Below are 1,331 nucleotides of genomic sequence, written 5' to 3'. Positions count from 1 at the left end.
TCGTGGGCCAGGCCGCGCTCGGCACGGGCGGCCCGGCCGCCTGGTGGTACCTCTCCCGTCCGCTGTCGCCGGAGGAGATCCCCGCGGTTCCGGTCCCGCAGCAGGGCGGCCCCGGCCTCGGCCCGGCCGGAGTCCCGGCGGCCGACGGCCCGTTCGTCCCGGACACCCTCGCCTCGATGAGCCGGGTCAGTCTGGTCAAGCCGGAGTCCGGCCGCGTCCAGGGCGAAGCCGACCTGGTGACCGCGTTGGTCAAGGCGGGGATCATCACCCCCGCCCAGCGCGACGAGACGCACCTCGCCGGAGTCATCGAGCCCGCCGGCCCCGGCTGGACCGCCACCGTCGATCTGCCGCGCGGCATCAAGGCATCCGCTGCCGTCTCCCGGATCGAGGACCTCGCCTCCGCCCTGCGGATCAAGAAGTCCCGCATCGAGATCACCCCGGACACCGGCGACGACGGGCACGAGGGCCGGTTCGTCCTCTGGGTCGCCAACGAGGACAACCCCTACGGCAACGGCAAGCACCCCTCCGAGCTGATCGACGCCCCGGCCTGGGACTTCTGGGGCGACGGCGTCCCGCTCGGTGCCGACGCCCGGCGCAAGCGCCACGTGCTCCACCTGCTGTGGTCCTCGCTCCTGATCGGCGGCCTGATGGGCTACGGCAAGAGCTACCTGGCCCGGCTCATCGCCGCCGCCGCCGCGCTCGACCCGACCGTGCGGATCGTCGTCATCACCGGGAAGACCGGCCCGGACTGGGCCCCGCTGCGTCACGTCGCCCACCAGTGGATCGCCGGGGCCAGCCCCGACATCATCCGCCGCGTCCTCGGTGTGATCGAGGGGACCATCACCGAGATGCAGGACCGGGGAACCGAGTTGGACCGGCTCTACGAGCAGGACCCCGACCTGGTCCCCGAGGGGAAGATCACGCGGGACCTCGCGGCGAAGGGCATGGGCCCGGTGCTCCTGGTCGTCGACGAGCTCCAGGAGCTCCTGGACGGTGCCGCGCTCGTCCAGGTCCCCATCGAGGACGAGCCCGAGAACGGCGGCCGCGCCAAGACCCGCAGCGGCCGGGACCTCATGGTCGAGGGCTTCGCCCGGTACGTCAGGGTGACGAGGTTCGTCGGCGGCATGGGCATCTTCATCACCCAGCGCCCGGACGCCTCCAGCGTCCCGACCGCGCTCCGGGAGGTCTGCGCGAAGCGCGCCTCGTACCGGGTCAAGGGCGACCGCAGCGCCAAGATGGTCCTCGGTGACGACGCGGTGGCCGGCGGCGCGGCCCCGCACCTCCTCGGAGACGCGTCCAAGGGCGTCGTCGTCTTGGACCAGGGCGAGGAG

1 pseudogene is annotated in these 1,331 nt (G+C 73.0%); it reads left to right on the top strand.

The features are described from left to right. Positions 1-1,331 (top strand): annotated as a pseudogene (locus ACFQ6N_RS40875) (hypothetical protein); the annotation flags it as partial.

Origin of the sequence: Kitasatospora sp. NPDC056446, from assembly GCF_042796115.1 — a bacterium.
In the GTDB taxonomy this organism is placed as follows: domain Bacteria; phylum Actinomycetota; class Actinomycetes; order Streptomycetales; family Streptomycetaceae; genus Kitasatospora.
This window is presented reverse-complemented; position numbering and strand designations above follow the sequence as displayed.